The sequence below is a fragment of the Halorubrum sp. 48-1-W genome, from assembly GCF_003287355.1.
In the GTDB taxonomy this organism is placed as follows: Archaea; Halobacteriota; Halobacteria; order Halobacteriales; family Haloferacaceae; genus Halorubrum.
In genome coordinates this window covers 1-15,868 of the sequence record NZ_QMIM01000042.1, presented here as the reverse complement: position 1 = coordinate 15,868, position 15,868 = coordinate 1, and the positions used below count along the sequence as shown (strand labels likewise).

Here is a 15,868-nt window from a genome sequence, read left to right as displayed (position 1 = left end):
GCGCGGACTGCGGTGCTCGTTGAGGAAGGGGGCTTAGCGCCTGCTATCAGCTAACCGAACGTGTTCGGGCCGTCGCTTACCCGGACGGCGGACCGACCTCCGAACATGAGCACGACCGCCGAGGAACGCTCCGACGAACGGGCGAGCACGGACGACGACCCGACTGCCGGGCAGCCGGCGGAGACGACCGTCACGGTCCGGTGTACCGGCCACGTCCGCACGGCGCTGGACGGGACCTACGAGTTCGAGTACACCTTCGCGGGGGACACGCTCCGGGAGTTCCTCGACGAGCTCTTCGAGGACTACCCCGAGTTACAGGACCTGCTCATCGCAGAGACGGAGGCGGACGCGACCCACAGCGGGTGGGCCCCAACCCCGGAGGAGCTCCCCGGGACGTGGACGAAGAACCCCGTCGGCGAACAGACGATCGCGTACGCCCGGATCCTCGTTAACGGCCGGTTCAACGAGAACGAGCGCGGGTTCGACACCGAACTCGAGGAGGGCGACCGGGTCGCGCTCGTCTACCCGTTCATGTTCTGCTGTTGAGGCGTCAGGAGCGACCGAGCCGAGCGGATACCGCCGACCCGGTCGGATATATTTATACGCCGAGGGGACCGACCGTCGGCCGTTCGGCCGTCCGCGACGCCGGGCACCGAGCGATCGGGTGACCACCATGGCACAGATACGCCTCCTCGTCGACCTGCCGGACGGCCCGTGGATCGCCGACGTCTCGCGCGACTTCCCCGACGCCGTCTTCCGCGTGTTGACCGCGACGCCCGGGGAGTCGGCGGGGTTCGCGCTCCTCCGGATAACGACCGACGAGGTCGACGACGTGCTCGACGCGATGGCGGCCCACCCCGGCCTCGCCGAGACGTCGGTGATGACGCGCTCGCCCGGCGAGGTGACCGTCCAGATCGAGGCGACTTCACCGCTGTTGTTGCTGGTTGCGCAGGGTGCTGGTGTCCCGATCGAGATGCCCGTCGAGGTCGCGAACGGGGTCGCCACGCTAGACGCCACCGGCGCGCACGACCGGCTCTCGACGTTCGGCGACCAGCTCGCCGGGATGGGGCTGTCCTACGAGGTGGAGTTCGTCCAACAGCGCGTGAACCCGGGCCAACTGCTCACCGAGAACCAGCTGGACCTCCTTCTGACCGCGGTCGAGGCCGGCTACTACGACGTGCCTCGCGAGAGCACGCTCACCGAGGTCGCCGAGACAGCCGGAATCGCGAAGTCGACGTGTAGCGAGACGCTCCAGCGCGTCGAGCACACGATCGTCCGGGAGTTTGTCGAGGACCTCCCGACCGTGAGTGGCGAGTTGAAACGGAAGCTGACCGGCGAGAAGTCGGACTGACCGGCGGAAACACCGACCGAGACGGGTCGGTCAGTCCTCGTAGCCGGCCATCTTCATCACCGAGGCGAACTGCTCCGTGTCCGTGACGCTCTCGTAGACCAGCCCGCCGATCATGCCGCCGGGGTAGGTGTCGCCGTTCATCGCGTGGTTCACCTTGTGGCAGTGGATCGCGTACACTCCGGGGTCGGCGTCGGCGGTGAACTCGATCGTCTTCCGCTCGGCGGGCGCGATGCTGGTCACGTCCTCGCGGTGCCGGGCGGACTCGGGGATGACCCCGCCGTCCTTCTCGATGACGGCGAAGCCGTGGTTGTGGGTGTGCATCGCGTGCGACTCGTAGCCGGCGTTCGCGAAGTGGACCCTGACCGAATCGCCCTCCTCGACGACCATCGGCGACCCCTCCTCGGGGTGGAAGCTGTACGGCGCACAGCGCCCGTTCACGGTGAACGCGTCGGAGGTGCGGTCGCGCTGACTGAAGGAGACGTCGCTGCCCGCCGTCGACGCCGACAGCCGGGTGTCCCAGTCTCTCACCGTCGCGAAGAACTCCTTGTCCGCCGGCTCGTACCCCTCGGGATCGACGCGAAGCAGCCCGTACATCCCCATGTCGAGGTGGTTCTGCGTCTGGTAGTGGCAGTGGTAGAGGTGGGTGCCGGGCTGGTTCGCGCTGATCTCGTAGGTGTACTCCTCGCCCGGCGCGACCTGTCGACCCGTCGTCGTCGGCACCCCGTCGTCCATCCAGCCCTTCGAGAGCCCGTGGACGTGGAAGGTGTGCGGGCGGTCGTGCTCGGTGTTGTCGTAGGTGATCTCCAGGTCGGTCCCCTCCGTGACCCGGAGCAAGGGTCCGGGGACGCTCGGGTCGGTGTCCGGCGTCTCCCACGCCCAGACCTCCGGGAGTTCCCAGGGCCCGCCGCGCGCGCCGTCGCCGAGAAGCCGGTGCCGACACGCCCGCGTGGACATCGTGATCGCCCCGTCCGTCTCGTCGAGGTCGACCGTCGTCCGTGGCGCGGTGTATGGATTGTCCGTCTCGACTCCCGTCGAGTCGCTTCCGGACCACTCTTCGACCGGTTCGACCTGCTCTGGCGAGCCCTCCTCCTCGCTACTCGCCGGCGTCGCGCTCGCGCTGGCGTCCGATCGCGGGGCCCCACAGCCCGCGATCGCCGCGGTCCCGAGTGCGGCCCCCATCGAGAGGAAGCCGCGTCTGGAGGCCGTGCGCCGATCGACCGCGTCGTTTTCGTTCATCACGACCGGGACTCGCCCCCACGTTCGGTTAAGGGGAGATCGGGATCTCAGGGATCGGAACACAGCCCGAACATGTTCGTCCCATCCGCCTCCGAACGCGCTCCGTCGGGTATTAACGCCCCCGACGTCTACGCTTCCGCGTGTTACGGAAGGACCTCCTCCGCGTCTCCCGCGCCGGCGGCGGCTACCGCCCCGAGTTCGTCGGCCGGGAGCGTCGCCCGCTCGCAGCGAACGTGCTCGGGACGTTCTCCGACCACGTCGGCGAGCGACGGGAGGTCCTGACGGACGCGCTCGAGGCGCTGGAGGCTGAGTCGGACGACTTCAAGCTCGTCCGCGGGCTCGCAGTGCTGGTCGAGCGCGAGTGTACGTTCGAGACGCGCGCGACGATCCCGCCGCCGCGGGTCCGCCGCACCGCCTTCGAGGCTGCCGAGGCGGTCGGCGTCGCCGACGCGGCCGACCGCATGCGGGCGATCGACCGGGCGGCCGATCGGCTCGGCGTCGACGCCGAGACGGTCGACGCCGACCTGTACGCCGACCGCGACGTCAACGAGGTGCTCGTCGACGCGGACGTCCGCTTCGATCCCGACACGCTCCTCGAACAGTACGACCTCTCCCTCGCACAGACCGCGCTGTTCGACGCCACCGAAGTCCGGGTGCGCTCGGTCGACCCCAAGCGCCTCGTGAGCGCGGTCAAGCGGTTGCGGTTGCTGTACGAACTCCGTCGAACCGACGACGGACGCGAACTCGTGGTCACCGGGCCCGACGCGCTCTTCAGGAGGACCAGGCGCTACGGGACCGCGTTCGCCCGGCTCCTCCGAACCGTCGCCGGCACCGCCGAGTGGCGGCTGGAGGCGACGATCGACGACCGGGGGACGGAGCGGACGATGACGCTTTCGGCGGCCGACGTGAGCGTTCCCGGCGTCGATCCCGTCGTCGAGCCGGACTTCGACAGCGGCGTCGAGGCCGATTTCGCGGGGCGGTTCCGCGGGCTCGACCTCGACTGGACGCTGGTCCGGGAGCCGGAACCGCTCGCGACCGGAACGCGGGTGATGATCCCCGACTTCGCCTTCGAGTACGACCACGCCGACTTCACGCTCTACTTCGAGGTGATGGGCTTCTGGACGCCGGAGTACGTCGCGAAGAAACTCGATCAGCTCGGCGACGTGGAGGACGTGGACCTGCTCGTCGCGGTCGACGAGAGCCTCGGCGTCGGTGAGGAGATCGCTGCGCGCGACCACCGCGTGCTCACCTACACGGGGTCCGTTCGGGTGAAGGAGGTCGTCGACGTCCTCCGGGAGTACGAGGCCGACCTCGTCGCCGACGCGGCTGTGGGACTCCCCGAGTCGTTCGCGCCCGACGACGACGTCGTCGGGCTCGACGAGCTGGCGGCCCGCCACGGCGTGAGCGAGTCGGCGGTCGAGGACGGGCCCTTCCCCGACCACGAGCGCGTGGGCCGGACGCTGGTCCGGCCGGTCGTTCTGGAGCGGCTCCGCGAGGAGATCGAGTCGGGGATGTCGCTGTCGACGGCCGAGGAGCGCCTCGACGCGTACGGGATCGACGACGCGAGCGCGACGCTCTCGGCGCTCGGCTACCGCGTCGCGTGGGAGGGATTGGGTGACGGGACCGTTCGCGAGAAGGGCGCGGCCGACTCCAGCGGTGGGGGAGAGGAGACCGACGGCGACGACGGAGCGGACACCTGACCGCGTCGAACTGACGCGACGACGACCGAAGCGCGTCGAGACGCCGCGTTCGACCCGACCAGAGTTCTTGAGAGCTGGTAAGTCGGAAACAATTATATATATCTGGTGGTCGCAGCGTAACTTGTTGTTCATATGGTTACAGATATCAGAACGCGGCTGTTGGGACAGGACGTGTCGTTCCCGGTCGAGGAGTCACTGCTGGCCTACTGGCTGGTCGTGATGCGGCTGATCGTCGGCTGGTGGTTCCTCCACGCGGGACTGGACAAGTTCCTCGCGTGGCCCTTCAACGCGAGTTGGTTCGTCGGCGGCGCGGCCGCACAGACGACGCTGGGGCCGGTACTCGTCCTGTTCTCGGAGGGCGCACTGCTCTCGTTCACGAACCTGATGGTACCGCTGGGACAGACGCTGATCGGGCTGGGGCTCATTGTCGGTGCGTTGACACGACTCGCCGCCTTCTTCGGCGCGTTCCTCATGGTGTTCTTCTACTTCGTCAACGGCGAGACCGGCGGCTGGTCACACGGCGTGATCACCGGCGACCTGCTCGGGCTGTTGATCTTCGCGATGATCGCCACGCTCGGAGCGGGTCGCGTGCTCGGGATCGACGCCTACCTCGCGCGGACGGACTTCGTGAAGGAACACCCGCGGTTGCGGCACTTCATCGGCTAACGGAGGAAGACCCATGACAGGACTTACCACGACGGAACGGATCGCGTTGTACGGCGGCGGCGGCCTACTCCTGATCGGCACGGTCGGGATCGGGTTGCTCGAGATAGTCGCGGGCGCACCACACCCGGTGTCGGGGGAGGGACAGATCGTCCACGAGGCACTGATCCCGCTCTCGATCCGGTCGTCGATCATGCTGCTCGGACTGTTGATCTGGGGGGCGTACGCGGTCACGAGCGTGGCGAGCGAACCGCCGGCGGACACGTCGCTTTGAGCGGGACGAACCGACCGGGCCGCTCGCGTTTTTTCCCGAGGACGCCGCCCCGACTCACCGGTCGACGACCGGGAGGTCCGCCCGGCTCCCCTTCGGCACCACTGAGCGCAACTCGTCGTAGAGGTAGAGCCCGACGCCGATCGGGGCGGTCCCGCCCGCGATCCGATGGGCGGCGATCAAATAGCCCCAGTCGCCGTCCCACTCCGGGAGGTCCTGGTCCTCGCCGGCTGCGAACCGGCTCGCGCGCTCGGCGTCGAGCTCGACGACGTTCCGGGTCGCGTGTCCGCCGAACCGCTGGACGGCGCGGGTCGTCGGCTTCCAGTGTTCCTGTCGCGTCCGCAGGAAGGCCATACCGATCGCCTCGATCCGGCTCGGGTCGGCCGCCTCCCCGTTGAAGACCCACACTTTCCCGGCGCCCTTCTCCCAGAAGCTGTATCCCGCGAGGACGTCGCGCCCGATCCCGAACCGCTCGTCCCACCAGTCGAGGACCTCCTCGCGGCTGGCGCGTCCCGCAACCTCGCGGTCGGCAGGGGTGGCCGGGAGCCGGTCGAACCGCTGGCCGTCGTTGGTCGGTTCGTGACCGTCGCGGTCGGCGTCGCTTCGGTCCTCGTCGCGGTCGGGATCGCTCATCGTGCCACCCCCGTCTCGCCGGCGTCACCGTCCGACCCGTCGGCGTCGCCGTCCGACCCGTCGGCGTCGCCGTCCGACCCGTCGATTTCCTCCTCCGTCCCCCCGACGCGCAGTTTCGCACAGAAGAACCCGCCCGTGTCGTTGTGGTGGGGGTAGACCCGGTGGGCGCGCCTCACGCGCTCGTCGTACGTCTCGCCGTCCCACTCGGTCACGCCGGGGACCGTCTCCAGCGGGAGGTCGAACGGAACGATCTCACACTTCTCGGTCGCGAGGGCGTGATCGAGCACCGCCTCGTTCTCCTCGGGCGCGAAGGTACAGGTCGAGTAGACCACGGTCCCGCCGGGACGGGTGGCCTGGACCGCCCGCGTCAAGATCCCCTTCTGGATCCCGGCGACCGCGTGGACGTGGTCGAGGGTCCACTCGTCGAGCACGTCGGGGTTCTTTCGGCAGGTCCCCTCACACGAGCAGGGGGCGTCGACCAGCGCGCGGTCGAACTCGTCGAACGCGAGCGGCTTCGTCGAGAAGTTCCGGGCGTCCTGGTTCGTGACTATCGTATTGGTCACCCCGAGCCGCTCGGCGTTGTGTCTGAGCGCCGAGAGCCGGCCGAGGTTGTTGTCGTTGGCGACGACCGTCCCCCGATCGGCCATCGCGTCGGCGATCTGGGTCGTCTTGCTCCCGGGGGCCGCACAGGCGTCCCAGACGCGTTCGCCGGGCTGTGGGTCGAGCGCCAGCGTCGGGAGCACGGAGACCTCCTCCTGGCCGTGCGTCCAGCCGTGGAGGTGCGGCCAGTTCCCGCCGGGGTTCCCGTCCGTCAGCCGAAACAGCCCGTCGTGCCAGCCGACCGGGTCGTAGGCGACGCCCTCCTCGTCGAACGCGTCGCCGACGCGGGCGGGCGAGGCTTTGATCCGGTTCGTGCGGACGACCGAGGGGAGGGGTCGGTCGCAGGCCGCCCGGAACGCGTCGACGTCGTCGACGAGGGGCTCGTACCGGTCGAGCGGGTTCATGCGCGCCCTTTCGTGCCGGTCGGTTAGTCGGTTTCGGCACGCGATCCGCGAACGCTCGGTCGAACGTGGTCGCGATCGGGAACGCCGTCGTCCCGCCCGCACCCCACCTTTAGGTCCACAGCCGGCGTAGCCGTGCGTATGGCTCGAATATCCGTTCTCGACGAGGCGGTCGAACTCGAGGATCCGACCCTCGTGGAGGGGTTCCCGGGCGTCGGCCTCGTCGGCAAGATCGCGACCGACCACGTGATCGAGGTACACGAGATGACCCACTACGCCAACGTCCACTGCGACGGCCTGCCGCCGGTCGCCGTCTACGGGGAGGACGACCCGGCGGTCACGACGCCGGTCCGGCTCTACGCCGACTCCGACCTCGACCTGGTCGCGTTGCGTAGCGACGTGCCGGTCCACCCGAACGCCGCGACCGAGGTCGCCGGCTGTCTCGACTCCTGGTTCGACGAGACCGGCACGTTCCCGGTGTTCCTCTCCGGGCTCGGGCGGGAGAAGGACGAGGAGCCCCCGGAGCTGTACGGGATCGCGACCGGCGAGGGCGGGGAGGCGCTGTCGCGCGCGACGGTATCGGACCCGCCCGAGGCCGGACTCGTCTCCGGGCCGACCGGCGCGATGCTCGCGGAGGCGTTGGAACGCGGCCGCGACGCGGTCGGACTCGTCGTCGAGTCGGATCCCCAGTTCCCCGACCCCGAGGCCGCACGGCGGCTCATCGTCGACGGGATCGACCCGATCGCCGGCACGGAGACGCCGACCGACGGGCTCACGGACCAGGCGACGGAGATACAGGACGCGAAACAAAAGCTCGCCGAACGGATGCAACAGGCCACGGAGGAGAGCTCGCAGGCGGAGCCGCTGAAGATGTTCCAGTAGCCCGGGAAGGACCCGCGGCCGCTATCCGTCCGCCTCCAGTTCGTCGAGGATCGGCCGGTACTTGAGTTGGACCTCGTCCCACTCGCGGTCGGGGTCGGAGTCGGCGACGAGGCCGACGCCAGCGAAGAGGGTGGCCCGGTCGGGGGTCGCGACCGCCGACCGGATCGCGACCGCGAACGCGCCGTTGCCCGCGGCGTCGATCCAACCGACGGGCGCCGCGTACCAGCCGCGGTCGAAGGGCTCGGTCTCGTGGATCGTCTCGAGGGCGCGGTCCGGCGGGAGCCCGCCGACCGCCGGCGTCGGGTGGAGCGCCTCCACGAGTTCGAGCACGTGTCGGTCCGCGTCCAGCTCGGCGGTGATCGGCGTGTGGAGGTGCTGGACCGTCGCGAGTCGCCGGACGCGACGGTCGCCGGCCGAGATGGACGCGGCGTACGGCTCCAGCTGGTCGCGCACCGTCTCGGCGACGAGTTCGTGTTCGTGGACGTTCTTCGCGTCGGCGAGCAGCTCCTCGGCGAGCCACTCGTCCTCCGCCGGCGTCTCGCCCCGACCGGTCGTCCCGGCGAGCGCGTCCGTCTCGACGGTCCGCCCGCGAAGCGAGACGAGCCGTTCGGGGGTCGCGCCGAAGAAGACGCTCCCGCCGGCGTCGGGTTCGAAACAGTAGCGGTGACAGTCGGGGTACTTCCCGGCGAGCCGTTCGAGGGTCGCAGCGCGCGGGAACTCGGATTCGAGGTCCGCCTCCAGCGCCTGCGCCAGCACGACCTTTCGCAGCTCGCCGTCGCGGATCCGGTCGAGCGCGGCGGTGACGCTCTCGCGCCAGGCGTCCCGGCCAGTCGTCCGTCGCTGCTCGCGGATCCCGGGCCGTGCGGGGCGGGGGCCGTCGGCCGAGCGTCCCGCCAGCCGCTCGATTTCGTGGTCCAACCGTTCCTCGACCGCTGTCGTCGACGCGTCCGACCCGGCGTCCGTCACCGTGAGCCAGGTTCCGTTGTCGGCGAAGGTGACCTGGATTCGAGGCAGGACGAACCGGGCCTCGGGAAACGGCTTCCAGGGGTCGCCGGCACAGGCCCCCTCGTGGAAGGCGAACCCGCCGAACACCCGCGGCCGAGCCGCCTCGGTGCCGGCGTGGACGTCGCCGGAGTCGAACAGCTCGTCGGTCGCCTCGCGGATCGCAGTGAACCTATCGGGCCCGCTCGCGGTCAGCGTCGCGGCCGCGCCGCTCGCCACCACGACCGCGTCGTCTGGAGCGCTCCAGGTCGTCCGCGGCGTCGGGAGCGCGTCGAACGCTGTCGCGAACGCGGGCGGATCGATCGCGGTCGTGCGGCTGACGAGCGTCGGCGACGACGTCGAACGCGCCGGTTCCATTGAAACTGAGTCGGGACCGGAGGCTCTTAAGCGTGTCAACTCTCCCCGTCCGCTCGGCGGTGGCGAACGGTCGTCCGCGACTAGCTGTACCGTTCCTCGTTCCACGGGTTCGCCGTGTCGCTGTAGCCGCGCTTCTCCCAGTAGCCGAGCTCGCGGTCGGTCAGGAACTCGACGCCGGAGACCCACTTCGCGCCCTTGTAGGCGTACTTGTGGGGCGTGACGACCCGGAGCGGGCCGCCGTGGTCCGACGGGAGGTCCCCGCCGTCGTAGCCGTACGCGAACAGGACGCCCTCGCGGGTACACTCCTCGAGCGGGAGGTCGGTCGTGTAGCCGTCGAGGGCGTGGAACAGCACGTGTTCCGCGTCCTCGCGGACGCCCGCGCGCTCCGCGATCTCGGCGAACTCGACGCCGGTGAACGCACAGTCGAGTTTGCTCCAGCCGGTGACACAGTGGAAGTCCTGCCGCTGCGTGACCGCGGGGAGTTCCGTGACCGCCTCGAGCGACAGCGAGATCGGCTCGTCGACGGCTCCCCAGACCTCGAAGGTCTCTTCGGGCCCCCATGCGGGGGTGCCGCTCTTCGAGAGCACCGGAAACCGGTCCGTCTCACGCTGTCCCGGCGGGAGCCGGTCGTCACCGTACTGTCGGTAGAGGTCGGTGAGGTCCTCGACCCCGTCGGTCGAGGGGCCATCGACCTCGTCCGTCCGTGTCTCGGCCATGCCCGCGATACGGGCTCGGGAAACGTATGGGTACCGTTCGGCCGTCACGAACGACCGTTTTGGGATGTAACGTACTGATCCTATGTGATACGAAAGTATTGTTTCGAAAGTAAATAGATCGAGTTTCGAATCACCCGATATCCGACGCTACATTTATATACACTATCCTGTTAGACGCGGCCAAGAGAATGCCGCAGGTGAAAATAACCGTGCCGGAACACTTGGAAATGCAGATCATCCAGATGGTAGAGCAAGGCGAGTTCCTCAACCGAGAGGAGGCCATAGAGGAGCTTCTCTCGACCGGTATCAAGGCGTACAAGACCAGCGGACCGCTCGAGGACGACGACTCCGGCGGGTTCGAAGACGAGGGGATGATGGGTCACGAAGACGAGTACGTCTTCTGACCGATAGCGACGGTGACGCGCCCGTTCCGTTCCCATCCGTGCGTCTCACCCTCAACAACGCTTAAACCGGCTCCGACCCGTATTTGGGCCCATGCACAAGGACGAACTGCTCGAGCTTCACGAACAGATGGTGACGATCATGGAACATTTCAGGGAGCAGGAGACCGTCGACGAGGGGCTGTTCGACCCCTACGACGAACTCGACGTCGACCCCTCACACGTCCACAAATCCAAAAGCGAGCACAAACACGCCGTGTTCGTGCTCGGGAATGCGCTGGCGAACGCGATGAGCGAGGACGAGTTCTCGCCCGCGGGTCGGGTCGGCAAGCGGATGAAGGAACTCGCCGACGACGCCGAACGCAAGATCTGAGGCCGTCGGACCCGACTCGCTTCCGGTGACCCCGAAGACGAGAGCGACGCCGACGTGTCCGTGTCGGCCCCCGTTGCGGGACGTCGACCCGCGAATTGATATGCGATCGGTCGCTGAAGTGGGGGTATGGCCTTCGAGGCGTTACCGGCCGACGCAGTTCACCTGCTGATCGCGGGCACGGCGTCGGTCGTCGCGCTCGCGGCGGTGTACGTCTCGGACCGTCCCGCCGGGAGATGGGGACGGCGGCTCCGCTCGCGGCTGCTCTTGGGCCTCCCCTGGGGGACGCTTGTCGCCGTCGGCTTCGTGGTCGGCGTCTACCTCTTCGTCCAGAGCGGGCTCGAGAACCCGAACCGGCCGGTCGTGATCCCGTTCCGCGCGTGGTCGTACTTCTACCCGGAGGGAATGCTCTGGGCGGGCTTCTCACACGCGAGCCGCGGGCACGTCACCGGCAACCTGTTGTCGACGCTCGTCGCGGGGACGCTCGCGGAGTACGCGTACGGACACTTCCCGCGCGAGCGCGGAAGCGAGGCGTTCGGGTCGCTCCGGCGGAACCCCTACGTCCGGGCGTTCTGTGTCGTTCCAGGCGTGATCCTGTCGTTCGGGGTCGTCTCCTCGCTTTTCGCTCTGGGGCCGGTGATCGGGTTCTCGGGCGTCGTCTTCGCGCTGTGGGGGTTCGCGCTCGTCCACTACCCGATCGGAACGATCGCGTCGCTGACGGCCGCGACGCTCGTGAACGTCGTCTACGAGACGGTACGAACGCCCATAGAGATCGCGGAGGCGACCCCCTCGTTCGGCCCGCCGAGCTGGGCGAACGTCGCGGTTCAGGGGCACGCGCTCGGGCTGATCGCGGGCGCGCTCGTCGGCGCCTGGCTCCTCCGATGGCGACGTGGTGGCGCCCGAGGATCGACCGCCCCGGCGCTGGCGGTCTTCGCCGGCGTGCTGTTGTTCGGCGCGTCGCGTCGACTGTGGGCAGTCTACTGGTATCTCGGGAACCAGCGGTACGAGCTGTACCGCGCGCTGGGATTCGCGGGCGTCCTCGTGCTCGCCACGGTCGTCGCGGTCGCGGTCGCGGGCCGCGACGAGCCGCTGCGACCGTCGGTCGCGGTTCCGGATCCGCGGACGATCCGCGAGCGTGTCACTGCCGTGACGCCCGCGACGGTGGGCGTCCTGTGTCTCCTGGCCGTGTTCGCCGCGGTCGCCGGCCCTGCGGTCGTCCCGAACCTCGTCGCGGTCGACGAGGGGGACCTGCCGGGCGACCCGATCGAGATGGAGGGGTACCAGGTGACCTACGCGGAGGACATCGAGGACCGGACGGTGAGCGTCGTCGACGTCGAGGCGTTCGGTCGCTCCACGTCGGTGCGGACCTCGGGAGTGATCGTCGCGAACCCCGACCGGGAGATATGGACCACGGCGGTCTCGAAGGAAAACCTCGCGTTCTGGGGGTATCGCGCCGTCGACGTGGGGGGGACGGGCTGGCGTGAGACGGTCTGGGTCCAGCGCACAGGGTGGGTCGCGGTCGGCGGCAACGCGACCTACCGCGTCGACGCGGTTCGCGACGAGGACCGATCGACCCTGTTCGTGAGCGACGCGGCCGACGCCGAACCGCGCCTCGCCGGTCGGAACGTCACGGTCGCGGCCGTCGAGGAGGGGTTCGAGCTCCGGGTCGCTCACGGGGGCACGAACGTCTCGGAACCGCTCCCGCCGGCGAACGAGTCGACGACGCTTCAGGGCGTCGAGTTCGTCCGCGAGGAGGAGGCGATCTACGCCGAACGCGGCGACTCACGGGTCCGGATCGCGGACCGGGAAACGTACGAGGGACGGGAGCGGAGCCGAAACTGACCTCCTCCCAAGACGCCAGTGACGGCGCCGTTTCCGCCGTGTTCCGTCGTTTCGTGTCCGAGTTTCGGTTCTTTTATGTTGTAGATGCGAGGACGTGAACGAGTATGGCCCTCCACCTCAGCCATGCGGTTAGCGACGGGATTCGACGAACGCTCACTCGAACTGGCGGGATCCTCTTCGCCGGGCTCCTCCTCGTCCAGTTCGCAACGCAAGCGGCCGTCAACACGGCGGTCCTCGGATACCTCCCCGCCGACGTGTCCGGTCAATTCAGTGCCAACGTCGGGATCACCCTGCCGGTCACGGGACCGGTCGCGCTCGCGCTGTTCTGTGTCCTTCTCCCCCTGTCCGCGGCCTTCTTCGCTGTCGTCGCTCGCGCGCTCGCCCGGCCGATCGAGGAGCTGTCGACGTTGCCCGCGGACGCGACGCGACGGCTCGGCCGCACCACGGTACGACTCTTCGTCGGCGGGATCGTGGTGACGTTTCTGATCTTCCTCGGGACCGCGTTTCTCGTCGTTCCGGGGCTGTTCTTCGCGGTTTCGTTCCTGTTCTTCGTTTTCGCGATCGCCGTCGAGGACCGCGGACTCGCAGACGGCCTCGGACGGAGCTGGGCGCTCGCCCGTGGCTCGCGACTCAAACTCTTCGGCATCGTCGTGCTGGCCGGCGTGTTCGGCGGTGGCATCGGCGTCATCGCGCCGCTGTTCGATCTCGCCGGCGCTCCTGTTGCCGGTGACGTCGTGACGATCGTCGTCTCGGTCGTGTTCTTCACGCCGTACTACGCCGTCGTCGCGTCGGCGTATCTCCAACTTCGTGACGACCGTGGCGAGACGGGCCACGGCGCATCCGGCCCGGTCGACGCCTCGGGGACGACTCGGCTCTGACTACTGCGAGGCTTCGGGAAGACGGGCTCGTGTCCGCGGGGAAACCGTCAACGGCTCCACTCGATCCGGTACACCTCGACGTCGAGTTCCCGGGACCCCTCGGTGTGGTGGTCGAACTGGGCGTCCACCGCGAAGTCGGCCGCGAACGCGTGGGTCACCTCCCCGCCGTTGTCGTCGGCGAACGCCTCGAGGAACTCCCGGCTTCCGGCGTTGTGTACGGAGTAGGAGACGCTCGCGAGGTCGCTCGCGGTCGCGAGGAACGACCGGTCCGCGTTGCGGTTGCCGTCCTGCGCGCCGAACGGCGGGTTCATCACGACCGTGACCGGATCCGGGAAGGTCACCGGGGCCCGCGTCGCGTCCCCCTGGACCCAGTGGACGGGCGCGCTCGCGGCGACACGACGCTCGTTGTCCCGCGCGGTGGAGAGCGCGGTTCGGTCGAGTTCGACGCCGACGACGCGGGCGGGCCCGCGGAGCGCGGCCGCGAGCGCGAACATTCCCGTTCCGGTCCCGAGATCGAGGACGGTCCGTCCGTCGACGTCGCCCTGGAGGTCCGCGAGGTGGACGACGTGGGCGGCCAGGTCGGGCGGTGTGGGGTACTGTTCGAGGGCCGCCCGTGGGTTCTCGAACCCGGCGATGACGCCGAGTTTCGTCGCGAGCGATCGTTTCGTCGCCATGCGCTCAGGCGGGCACGTGGTCGTCAACCCGGACGAGTTCGACCCCCTCCCTGCGGGCGCGCTCGGCGAGCGCCGCGAGCGTCGGTTCGACGGTATCGGCGTCGGCGACCTCCTCGAGACGGACTTCGATCCGGCCCGCCCCGAGGAAGGCGGCAGTGCGCACGAACCCGCGAAGTCGGTCGGCCTCCTCGCCGGTGGCGAGCGGACAGTCGTCGGCGAAGCAGGCGTCGACCGCCAGCACCGCCGGCTGGTACCCGCGCGCGGAGAGGCCCGCCCTGAACTCCCGGAGGTAGCCGGGGGCGGTGCTCTCGAGGTCGGCCGCGTCGACGACGACCGGGTCTATCTCGGCGGGTCGACAGCCGTCTATCGCCGGGCCGATCTCGGATGGCTCCGTGGTGCTCATATCCGTCATAGTTTCTAGTTATACAAAAGCTTTGTTGAATGTCTAGTAGTAATACATTCTCCACCGAGCGAGGACCGGTCACGTTTCGTGTGTGGGCGCGAACGACGGAGGGCGGTCGCCGGCCGTTGCTCCCCTTTCACCCCTCGTGCCGATCGATGTTATTCGCGGTTTAGAGCGGTCCTACGGCTGACATTCTGGTTTCAGTTCCACCGATCGTTCGTGTTTTCCCTCCAACATCTGTGAAAAAGTCTTAAATACGGCAGTAACCAGAAACCTTATAATGGAACGTCCGAGTCGGCAACGCCAGAAGGAGCGGAATACCGAGCGAGAATCCGACGAGGAGGCGATCACGTGCCCCGAGTGTGATTCCGCCGAGATCGTCACCGACGCGGACCAGGAGCTCGTCTGTGAGGACTGCGGGCTGGTGTTGGACGAACAGACGATCGACCGCGGGCCGGAGTGGCGGGCGTTCAACCACTCCGAGCGCCAGTCGAAGTCCCGCGTCGGCGCGCCGATCACGGAGACGATGCACGACAAGGGGCTGACGACCACGATCGACTGGAAGGACAAGGACGCGTACGGGCGCTCCATCTCCTCGAAGAAGCGCTCGCAGATGCACCGGCTTCGCAAGTGGCAAGAGCGTATCCGCACGAAGGACGCGGGCGAGCGGAACCTCCAGTTCGCGCTCTCGGAGATCGACCGGATGGCGAGCGCCCTCGGTGTGCCCCGGTCGGTCCGGGAGGTCGCCTCGGTGATTTATCGACGCGCACTCTCGGAGGACCTCATCCGTGGGCGATCGATCGAGGGCGTCTCCACCGCCGCGCTCTACGCCGCCTGTCGCAAGGAGGGGATCCCCCGCTCGCTCGAGGAGATCTCCGACGTCTCCCGGGTCGACCGCAAGGAGATCGGCCGTACGTACCGCTACATCTCCCAGGAGCTCGGCTTGGAGATGCGCCCCGTCGACCCCCAGAAGTACGTCCCGCGTTTCTCCTCCGAGCTCGGCCTCAGCGAGGAGGTCCAGTCGAAGGCCAACGAGATCATCGAGACCACCGCCGAGCAGGGCCTGTTGTCGGGGAAGTCCCCGACCGGCTACGCCGCCGCCGCCATCTACGCCGCCTCGCTCCTCTGTAACGAGAAGAAGACCCAGCGCGAGGTCGCCGACGTCGCCCAGGTCACCGAGGTCACCATCCGCAACCGCTATCAGGAGCAGATCGAGGCGATGGGGATCCACGCGTGATCGAGTACCGGTAGCGTGAAGCAACCCTCCATTTCGGCGTTCTACTGCGGAGAACACCACCAACGCCCCAACCGCTCGGCTATACGTTGTTGCTACTGCGGAGAACACCACCAACGCCCCAGCCGCGAGGCGGGCGCACGTTCGTTGCGGTCCTCGGTCGCTCGTTTCACTCGCTCCCTGCGGTGTCGCCGGCGCTTCGCGCCGGCTGCCCGTGGCGCTCTGCGCCACGCTACTTACGTCACCTGCGCCCG

The 15,868-nt window shown here is 68.5% G+C and carries 18 protein-coding genes; 11 read left to right on the top strand and 7 right to left on the bottom strand.

The annotated features are described in order from the left end of the window. Positions 1-105: 105 nt before the first annotated feature. Both DQW50_RS16065 and DQW50_RS16060 read left to right on the top strand, forming a co-directional pair. Positions 106-546: a MoaD/ThiS family protein gene (locus DQW50_RS16065; RefSeq protein WP_112080275.1), complete on the top strand. Its 441-nt coding sequence runs from the start codon at positions 106-108 to the stop codon at positions 544-546. 127 nt (positions 547-673) lie between these two features. Beyond that, positions 674-1,351: a helix-turn-helix domain-containing protein gene (locus tag DQW50_RS16060; RefSeq protein WP_112080274.1), complete on the top strand. Its 678-nt coding sequence runs from the start codon at positions 674-676 to the stop codon at positions 1,349-1,351. A 30-nt stretch (positions 1,352-1,381) separates the two neighbouring features. Here the strand turns inward: DQW50_RS16060 and DQW50_RS16055 are convergent, their stop codons facing one another. Then, entirely contained in the window at positions 1,382-2,587 is a 1,206-nt protein-coding gene (locus DQW50_RS16055) for a multicopper oxidase domain-containing protein (RefSeq protein WP_112080273.1), read from the bottom strand. 140 nt (positions 2,588-2,727) lie between these two features. Between DQW50_RS16055 and DQW50_RS16050 the strand changes: the two genes are divergently transcribed. The 3 genes from DQW50_RS16050 (at position 2,728) to DQW50_RS16040 (ending at position 5,224) form a co-directional block, all read left to right on the top strand. Further along, positions 2,728-4,287, top strand: coding sequence for a DUF790 family protein (locus DQW50_RS16050; RefSeq protein ID WP_112080272.1), 1,560 nt, complete (start codon positions 2,728-2,730; stop codon positions 4,285-4,287). A 132-nt stretch (positions 4,288-4,419) separates the two neighbouring features. Continuing rightward, on the top strand, positions 4,420-4,953 hold the full coding sequence (locus DQW50_RS16045) for a DoxX family protein (protein WP_112080271.1): 534 nt from the start codon (positions 4,420-4,422) through the stop codon (positions 4,951-4,953). A 13-nt stretch (positions 4,954-4,966) separates the two neighbouring features. Further along, a complete protein-coding gene (locus DQW50_RS16040) occupies positions 4,967-5,224 on the top strand; it encodes a hypothetical protein (protein WP_112080270.1) in 258 nt (85 codons plus the stop codon). Positions 5,225-5,278: 54 nt separating this feature from the next. On the opposite strand, the gene DQW50_RS16035 is transcribed toward DQW50_RS16040, so the two are convergent. Then, positions 5,279-5,854, bottom strand: a complete 576-nt coding sequence (locus DQW50_RS16035; RefSeq protein ID WP_112080269.1) for a hypothetical protein — start codon at positions 5,852-5,854, stop codon at positions 5,279-5,281. After that, positions 5,851-6,858 (bottom strand): RsmB/NOP family class I SAM-dependent RNA methyltransferase, encoded by a 1,008-nt coding sequence (locus DQW50_RS16030; protein ID WP_112080268.1) that lies wholly within the window; start codon positions 6,856-6,858, stop codon positions 5,851-5,853. The genes DQW50_RS16035 and DQW50_RS16030 overlap by 4 nt, the downstream gene beginning before the upstream one ends. 138 nt (positions 6,859-6,996) lie before the next feature. Here DQW50_RS16030 and DQW50_RS16025 point away from each other — a divergent pair, with 138 nt between their 5' ends. Then, positions 6,997-7,737, top strand: coding sequence for a proteasome assembly chaperone family protein (locus DQW50_RS16025; protein WP_112080267.1), 741 nt, complete (start codon positions 6,997-6,999; stop codon positions 7,735-7,737). Positions 7,738-7,758: 21 nt separating this feature from the next. Here the strand turns inward: DQW50_RS16025 and DQW50_RS16020 are convergent, their stop codons facing one another. Together DQW50_RS16020 and DQW50_RS16015 are read right to left on the bottom strand one after the other, a co-directional pair. Beyond that, on the bottom strand, positions 7,759-9,096 hold the full coding sequence (locus DQW50_RS16020; RefSeq protein WP_112080266.1) for an isochorismate synthase MenF: 1,338 nt from the start codon (positions 9,094-9,096) through the stop codon (positions 7,759-7,761). A gap of 80 nt (positions 9,097-9,176) precedes the next feature. Further along, the gene (locus DQW50_RS16015) at positions 9,177-9,812 is read right to left on the bottom strand and encodes a molybdopterin-dependent oxidoreductase (RefSeq protein ID WP_112080265.1); all 636 of its coding nucleotides are present in this window, start codon (positions 9,810-9,812) and stop codon (positions 9,177-9,179) included. Between the two features lie 188 nt (positions 9,813-10,000). Here DQW50_RS16015 and DQW50_RS16010 point away from each other — a divergent pair, with 188 nt between their 5' ends. The 4 genes from DQW50_RS16010 (at position 10,001) to DQW50_RS15995 (ending at position 13,303) form a co-directional block, all read left to right on the top strand. Continuing rightward, positions 10,001-10,216, top strand: coding sequence for a cell surface protein (locus tag DQW50_RS16010; protein WP_112080264.1), 216 nt, complete (start codon positions 10,001-10,003; stop codon positions 10,214-10,216). Positions 10,217-10,307: 91 nt separating this feature from the next. Beyond that, positions 10,308-10,586, top strand: a complete 279-nt coding sequence (locus tag DQW50_RS16005; RefSeq protein ID WP_112080263.1) for a UPF0058 family protein — start codon at positions 10,308-10,310, stop codon at positions 10,584-10,586. A 126-nt stretch (positions 10,587-10,712) separates the two neighbouring features. Beyond that, a complete protein-coding gene (locus DQW50_RS16000) occupies positions 10,713-12,425 on the top strand; it encodes a rhomboid family intramembrane serine protease (RefSeq protein WP_112080262.1) in 1,713 nt (570 codons plus the stop codon). Between the two features lie 104 nt (positions 12,426-12,529). Beyond that, positions 12,530-13,303: a hypothetical protein gene (locus DQW50_RS15995; RefSeq protein ID WP_112080261.1), complete on the top strand. Its 774-nt coding sequence runs from the start codon at positions 12,530-12,532 to the stop codon at positions 13,301-13,303. Between the two features lie 47 nt (positions 13,304-13,350). On the opposite strand, the gene DQW50_RS15990 is transcribed toward DQW50_RS15995, so the two are convergent. Both DQW50_RS15990 and DQW50_RS15985 read right to left on the bottom strand, forming a co-directional pair. After that, a complete protein-coding gene (locus DQW50_RS15990) occupies positions 13,351-13,977 on the bottom strand; it encodes an METTL5 family protein (RefSeq protein ID WP_112080260.1) in 627 nt (208 codons plus the stop codon). A gap of 4 nt (positions 13,978-13,981) precedes the next feature. Then, positions 13,982-14,380 carry a hypothetical protein gene (locus DQW50_RS15985; protein WP_112080259.1) on the bottom strand — a complete coding sequence of 133 codons (399 nt, stop codon included), beginning with the start codon at positions 14,378-14,380 and terminating at the stop codon, positions 13,982-13,984. A gap of 280 nt (positions 14,381-14,660) precedes the next feature. Between DQW50_RS15985 and DQW50_RS15980 the strand changes: the two genes are divergently transcribed. Further along, positions 14,661-15,617 carry a transcription initiation factor IIB family protein gene (locus tag DQW50_RS15980; protein WP_112080258.1) on the top strand — a complete coding sequence of 319 codons (957 nt, stop codon included), beginning with the start codon at positions 14,661-14,663 and terminating at the stop codon, positions 15,615-15,617. Positions 15,618-15,868: the final 251 nt, after the last annotated feature.